The sequence below is a fragment of the Paenibacillus sp. oral taxon 786 str. D14 genome (assembly GCF_000159955.1).
Taxonomy (GTDB): Bacteria; Bacillota; Bacilli; order Paenibacillales; family Paenibacillaceae; genus Fontibacillus; species Fontibacillus phoenicis.
In genome coordinates this window covers 435,972-442,102 of record NZ_GG695971.1, presented here as the reverse complement: position 1 = coordinate 442,102, position 6,131 = coordinate 435,972, and the positions used below count along the sequence as shown (strand labels likewise).

At 55.4% G+C, this 6,131-nt stretch carries 7 protein-coding genes; all 7 read right to left on the bottom strand.

Annotated elements, in window-relative coordinates; translation table 11 throughout:
• Positions 1-94 precede the first annotated feature (94 nt).
• A complete protein-coding gene (locus POTG_RS05015) occupies positions 95-343 on the bottom strand; it encodes a hypothetical protein (RefSeq protein ID WP_009223720.1) in 249 nt (82 codons plus the stop codon).
• Positions 344-496: 153 nt separating this feature from the next.
• Complete coding sequence (ychF, locus tag POTG_RS05010) at positions 497-1,597, bottom strand: redox-regulated ATPase YchF (protein ID WP_009223719.1); 1,101 nt, start codon at positions 1,595-1,597, stop codon at positions 497-499.
• 72 nt (positions 1,598-1,669) lie between these two features.
• Positions 1,670-1,993, bottom strand: a complete 324-nt coding sequence (locus tag POTG_RS05005; protein WP_009223718.1) for a GNAT family N-acetyltransferase — start codon at positions 1,991-1,993, stop codon at positions 1,670-1,672.
• A gap of 31 nt (positions 1,994-2,024) precedes the next feature.
• A complete protein-coding gene (locus POTG_RS05000) occupies positions 2,025-2,855 on the bottom strand; it encodes an energy-coupling factor transporter transmembrane component T family protein (RefSeq protein ID WP_009223717.1) in 831 nt (276 codons plus the stop codon).
• Positions 2,852-4,654, bottom strand: coding sequence for an ABC transporter ATP-binding protein (locus POTG_RS04995; protein WP_009223716.1), 1,803 nt, complete (start codon positions 4,652-4,654; stop codon positions 2,852-2,854). Before POTG_RS04995 ends, POTG_RS05000 begins: the two co-directional genes overlap by 4 nt.
• 15 nt (positions 4,655-4,669) lie before the next feature.
• Positions 4,670-5,230: an ECF-type riboflavin transporter substrate-binding protein gene (locus tag POTG_RS04990; protein ID WP_036644327.1), complete on the bottom strand. Its 561-nt coding sequence runs from the start codon at positions 5,228-5,230 to the stop codon at positions 4,670-4,672.
• Positions 5,231-5,852: 622 nt separating this feature from the next.
• On the bottom strand, positions 5,853-6,131 hold a 279-nt coding region (locus tag POTG_RS04985), incomplete at its 5' end, for an alpha-hydroxy-acid oxidizing protein (RefSeq protein ID WP_009223714.1).

The window sequence follows — 6,131 nt, the reverse complement described above, 5'->3', positions numbered from 1 at the left end:
TCGCCCAGACCTCCAACTTCCAATTAGGAACTTTCCACCTCAAAAAAAGACGCCGCAAGGGCGCCTTTTCATGAAATGGATGAAACGCCGCTTCCTAGATGTCAAGCGGGCGGCTGCCCTCCCCTAACCCATCCGCGCCGGGCTTCGTAAAGCCTGCCGGCGAGCGAAGGGCAGCGATTTGTTCGATCAGCGACTGCTCCAGCTTTGCGTTCCAATTCCGGACCATGCCAGGCAGCAAGCAAGCATCGACAATGACCCATACGGTCAGCGCCAACCCAAACAATATGACGGGGATAAGCAAAAACAGGGCCCAATCTATGAAAACAATGCAATTTTCTCCCATATGTTCATTTTCTATTATGAAGGTATACCGTACACTCCCTCGTGAATCACTTACTATTCGAAAGTAAAAAAATGCAAATAAAAAAACTGCCCCAGGGTTCGCATAAATTCTGCGCCCCTGAGGCAGTGATCCTTCGCTGTTACTCGAGTTGCACTATACGTTAAAGCGGAAATGCATGATATCGCCGTCCTGGACGACGTAGTCTTTCCCTTCCAGCCGCAGCTGGCCGCGTTCGCGCGCCGCGCTCATCGAACCGGCAGCAACGAGGTCTTCATAAGAGACAACCTCCGCACGGATAAAACCGCGCTCGAAATCGGAGTGAATCACGCCGGCGGCTTGCGGCGCTTTCGTGCCTTTGCGGATCGTCCAGGCGCGAACTTCTTGAACGCCAGCCGTGAAATACGTATACAGGCCAAGCAGACGGTATGCTGCCTGGATTAAGCGATCCAAACCGGAAGCGTTCAGACCAAGCTCCTCCAGGAACATCTTCTTGTCTTCGCCTTCCAGCTCCGCGATCTCCGCCTCCACCTTGGCGCTGATCGGAACGACTTCGGCGCCTTCAGCCGCAGCAAATTCTTTGACCTGCTGCACAAAAGGATTGTTGTCCGCATCGCTTACGCCATCCTCGCTAACGTTAGCAGCATACAGCACCGGCTTCAACGTCAGCAGGTGCAAATCGCGCACGATCAACTTCTCTTCGTCCGTCAGCTCTACGCTGCGCGCCGGCTGATCGTTATACAGCGCCTCCTTGATCCGTTCCAGGACCTCAACTTCCTGTGCGTATTGCTTGTTGCCGCCCTTCATATTTTTCTTGGCGCGTTCAATCCGTTTCTCCACGCTCTCCACGTCAGCCAAGATCAATTCCAGGTTAATCGTTTGGATGTCGCTGATCGGGTTGATTTTGCCGTCCACGTGCGTAATGTTCTCGTCCTCGAAGCAGCGAACCACGTGAACGATCGCGTCCACCTCGCGGATATGGGCCAAGAACTTGTTGCCAAGTCCCTCCCCCTTGCTCGCACCGCGGACCAACCCGGCGATATCCACAAATTCAAAAGCTGTCGGAACCGTCCGATTCGGAACCACCAGTTCGGTCAGCTTGTCGAGCCGCTCGTCCGGCACTTCCACGACGCCGACGTTCGGATCGATCGTACAAAACGGATAGTTGGCGGATTCCGCCCCCGCCTGGGTTATCGCGTTAAACAGTGTGGACTTCCCCACGTTCGGCAAACCCACAATGCCTGCTTTCAAAGCCATATCATTGACAACTCCTCATTCGTGTAATTGCTCAACTTCCTTCAACCATAGTAACGATACGCCGGGAATATTTCAAGGATAACGCTCCAAGGTTTTGAACATCTGTATGTCCGTGACCGTGTAACCCATCTTTTGATACAAACGAAACGCCCGCTGGTTATGTCCGAACACATGAAGGCCAATCCTATTCAACCCCAATTCGCGTACCTTTTCCTCCAGCGCGGTCATCGCCGCTTGGCCGTAACCTTGGCCCTGGAATTCATCATAGATCAAGATATCGAGGATAAAAGCTACCGGACCTTTTTCCTGCTCCAGCACATTAAACCAAAGATGGCCCACAGGCGTTTGCTGTTCTTTCTCCTTCACACTGAACAGATAGGCCCCCTCCGTCTCCAAATCATCCGAACCCTAATTCACTCACGATCATCTATCCAAATGGATACCAAAAGCCTTGAAGCAAGCTTTGCTTCAGACCTACGCCGGTCGCCAGCAACACGACGCACAGCAGCGCGATCAGCTTATCGCTTCCCGTCATGACGGTGCCCATGTACCAGGTTCGCCGCGGCTTCGTGCCGAATCCGCGCAGGTCCATGGCATCGGACACCGATTCGATCCGCTGCAGCGAAGATTGCAGCAGCGGCACAACCGCCTGCGTTAAATTCCGCGCCCGTTGCAGCAGTGTGCCATCGCCGCGGGAGATGCCGAGCCCGCGCATCTGCAGCGCATTGAGAATCGTGCGGAATTCCTTTGTCAAATCGGGAATGTAGCGAAAAGCAATGCTGACCGCATATGCCAGCTTGTAAGGCACGCCTAACTTGTTTAAGCTGGCTGCAAAACGGCTGGGGTGCGTCGTAAAGATAAATAGCAGCGTGATCGGCAGCAGCGTGAGATATTTCAGCGACAGCGTCAACACGTAAAACAATGTTTCTGCATTAATCGTATCATAGCCCAGCGGGATGAACGGCGTATCACTTCCGGTTAGCGTCGTGCCGAAGCGAGGCGTAATCAGCAGAATAAAAATGCTGTTAATCACAGTAAAAACCATCAGAGCCCAAAACAAAAGCGCCATTTTTCGGAAAGGAACCCGGGCAAGCAGCAGCATCGTAACCCCGCCGGCCAGCATGACGACAAATACACGCAAATCCATGAACAGGAAGGTAACGACAGTCCAGGTCAAGAGCAGGATCAGCTTAACGGCGGCATCCATCCGATGAAAGAAAGATTCCCCGGCAACGTATAATCCGCTCGTTTGGTTCATGCTCGTTTCACCTTCTTTTCCGCTGCGATAAAAGCTTCCACAAAGCGCGAAGGCGAGGTGAGCCCCTGAGCCTTCGCGAAGCGGGCCAGACTCGTCTCCCGCAGGTTCGCCCTAGCGGTTAGATCTCCATCTGCGAGAATCCGTGCCACTGTATCCTCTGCGATAATCCGGCCCCCGGCCATCACTGCTGCCCGATCCGCATATTCCAACGCCAAATGCATATCGTGCGTGATGAACAAGAACGCCATTCCCTCCGCGGCCAGCCGGGCAATAAATTCCATAAATTCGGTATAATGCCGATAATCCTGTCCCGCCGTCGGCTCGTCCAAGATCATGAGCTTCGGCTGAAGCGCCAGGATGGCCGCGATGCTCAGCCGTTTCTTCTGCCCGAAGCTCAGCGCGGAAACCGGCCAGTTGCGGTACGGGTACAGCCCGCAAATCCGCAGCGCCTCATCCGCCCGCCGCCCTCGCTCAGGTTCGGGTACACCGCGTGCCGCGAGGCCAATTCGAACCTCGTCCCGCACGATGTGCTGGGTCAGCATGTGATGCGGGTGTTGCATCACATAGCCGATCGCTTCGCCGCGTCGGCGAATCGACCAGTCATTGATCACCTCGCCGGACAGGCGCATCTCGCCCTTATTCGGCTTAAGCAAGCCGGTGATCAACCCTGACAGCGTCGATTTGCCAGCCCCGTTGCTGCCAAGCAGAGCCACAGTCTCACCTGCACGGACGGTCAGCGAGACGTCCTCCACCGCATTCGTGCCCGGCTCGTAGGCAAACGACACACCGCGCAGCTCAAGCAGCGGCTCTCCGACGCCGCCCCGTACAACCAGCGGAACCGAAGCCGCCCAGGTCTCGAGCCGCTCCCGCAGTTGAGGCTCACTCCCACCCGTCCGCTGTCTGTCATCCTTCATCCGCTCACTGTCGTCCTGCTCGTTCCCTTCACCCTTACCATCCAGCATCACCACATGTTCTTGGAGCCGTAATGCCGCCGGGTCAGTCAAGCCGGTGAAGTTCGACAACGACAGCCCCGCATGACACAGCGCGTCCAAGTACAGCGGCTGGCGCAGGCCGTACTGAGGGAGGATCCCCGCAGCGAGCAGCTCGTCCGGCATGCCAATCGCCGTGATCTCCCCCTCGTTCATGACAATGACGCGGTCGATATGCTCCAGCAGCACATCCTCGGCGCGATGCTCGATAAGGATGACCGTTTTTCCTTGGTTGCGGTGAATCTCGTCAATCAGCCGCATCGCTTTGGCGCCGCTGGCTGGGTCCAAATTCGCGAGCGGCTCGTCAAACAGCAAAATATCCGCTTGCGTCGACAATACACCGGCCAGCGATACCTGCTGTTTTTGCCCGCCGGAAAGCTCATGAGGTCCCCGGGCTTCAAAGGCTCGCATGCCCACCAGATCCAGCGCCGAAAAAACAGCCTCCTTCATCACATCCTGCGGAGTCGCCTCGTTTTCCAGTTGGAACGCCACATCCTCGCCAACCGTCTGACCAACGAACTGGGCATCCGGATTTTGCAGGATCGTACCGACCCGGCGGCTGCGCTCGAAGATCGTCATCGCCGAAGCATCTTGGCCTTCCAGCAGCAGCTGCCCCGAAACTTCACCGCCGTATGAAAAGGGAATTAGCCCATTGATACAATGGGCTAACGTCGACTTGCCGGAGCCGCTGGGGCCGGCGATCCATATTTTCTCCCCGCGTGCGATCTCTAAGTGGATGTTCTTTAGCGTAGGTTCGCTTTGATTTTTGTACCGAAAACTGAAATGTCGGAAAGTTATGACAGGCTGCATTTTTTCAGTAAACTCCTATCTATCCACGCTTAAATTCGAGTTGCTGCGGTTGCGTCTCACATAAGCCAGCACCGCCGGTAATCCCAGAATGAGAAACACGGCTAAGTTGGCCAGCCCAGCGGAAATGACCTGAACCAAAATTTTATCGTTGGGTTCCCCCATCACGAAGATATCAAAATACCCGGAAAACGCCAGGGAAACGAAGATCCCCACAATCCCATACACCACAAACCAGGCCACGTGGTTCTTCTTCATCTGCCCTTCCTGAGCGTTGAAATCCTTAGCCAAATAAATCAGGCCCATAAACGCCGCAGTAATGCCTGAGCCAAGTGCCCAGCCCCACCAAACGGTGCCGTTTGTAATCAAATCGTTGATCACGTGTCCGATAAATCCGGCGATAAAGCCAACAACCGGCCCAAACAACGCACCGAAAATCGCCAGCAAAGCGATCGCCGGCCGAAGCTGCGTATCCGGCGCAATCGGGATGCCAATCCAACTGGTCGCTCCATAGAGCGCAGCGCCAATCCCGATGGTTACCACCGTTCTCGTGCTCCACTTCCACAATGAAGGTTTCATATCCATCTCCCTCTCCTTTACATCAAAGCCCGCAACAAACCCAGGTTTGCAGCAGATATGTATTTACCGGTCGCCGTTTCCCTATCGAAGGAAGATGTCAGGTTGCCGTCACGCAGACCGGTGTTTCCTTCAATATAATAGGGATTCCGTCCGATTGCAACAAATTCTTACTAGATTAGTTGGAATTATGAAACGGGATGATGGAATATGATCTTGGACGATTTGAAACATGACGGGCCAGCCCGTTCAGCGGACGCCCCCTGCCTGGGCCGACCTCTCACCATTATCCCTCTGAATCAGCCAGAGGGGAGCAAACAACTTCAGGAAGGGAACGCTCATCACGGAACATCAGATTCGTTCTTTTGATACCATTAACTGGTCGGGCCGGTCGGGTTGCGGGTTTTAACCTTGGTTCCCATGTTCCTGGCGTCCCTGACAGAAAGGGATAATTACGTAAAAAGCCCCCAAAGATACCCCACACGGTTCAAATCGGAACCCCATGGGATAAGTAATCCCCTACCAACTTCTAGCTGAATGAGAGGGATACCTGAATAAGGGGGATAATCCATTAAAACGGCCGATCGGCCAACATCCCTTTCCTCAAGGTCGCGATGCACCCCCACTACTCGCGGCGCACGAGCCGCGATGTGTTCCGCAGCGCCGGAATGCTCCCGGCGCCGATGCCGAACATGGCAGTGCGGAGCTCCAGCTCAACGCGCTCCAGAAGCGCGTCCAGCTGCTCCTCCGACTGCACTGCCGGTTCGAGCAGCGCCCGGCCGAACCCGGCCAGGTCCGCACCAAGCGCCAGCGCTTTGGCAGCGTCCACGCCGGTGTTCAGGCCGCCGCTGCCAATCAGGGCGGCGTCGGGCACCGCCGCCCGCACCTCGCGGATGCATTCGGC

Bases quoted from the DNA above. Each gene is read 5' to 3' on its own strand.
- POTG_RS05015 (WP_009223720.1), bottom strand. From the start codon at position 343: ATGGGAGAAAATTGCATTGTTTTCATAGATTGGGCCCTGTTTTTGCTT.
- POTG_RS04995 (WP_009223716.1), bottom strand. From the start codon at position 4,654: ATGCAGCCTGTCATAACTTTCCGACATTTCAGTTTTCGGTACAAAAAT.
- ychF (WP_009223719.1), bottom strand. From the start codon at position 1,597: ATGGCTTTGAAAGCAGGCATTGTGGGTTTGCCGAACGTGGGGAAGTCC.
- POTG_RS05000 (WP_009223717.1), bottom strand. From the start codon at position 2,855: ATGAACCAAACGAGCGGATTATACGTTGCCGGGGAATCTTTCTTTCAT.
- POTG_RS04990 (WP_036644327.1), bottom strand. From the start codon at position 5,230: ATGAAACCTTCATTGTGGAAGTGGAGCACGAGAACGGTGGTAACCATC.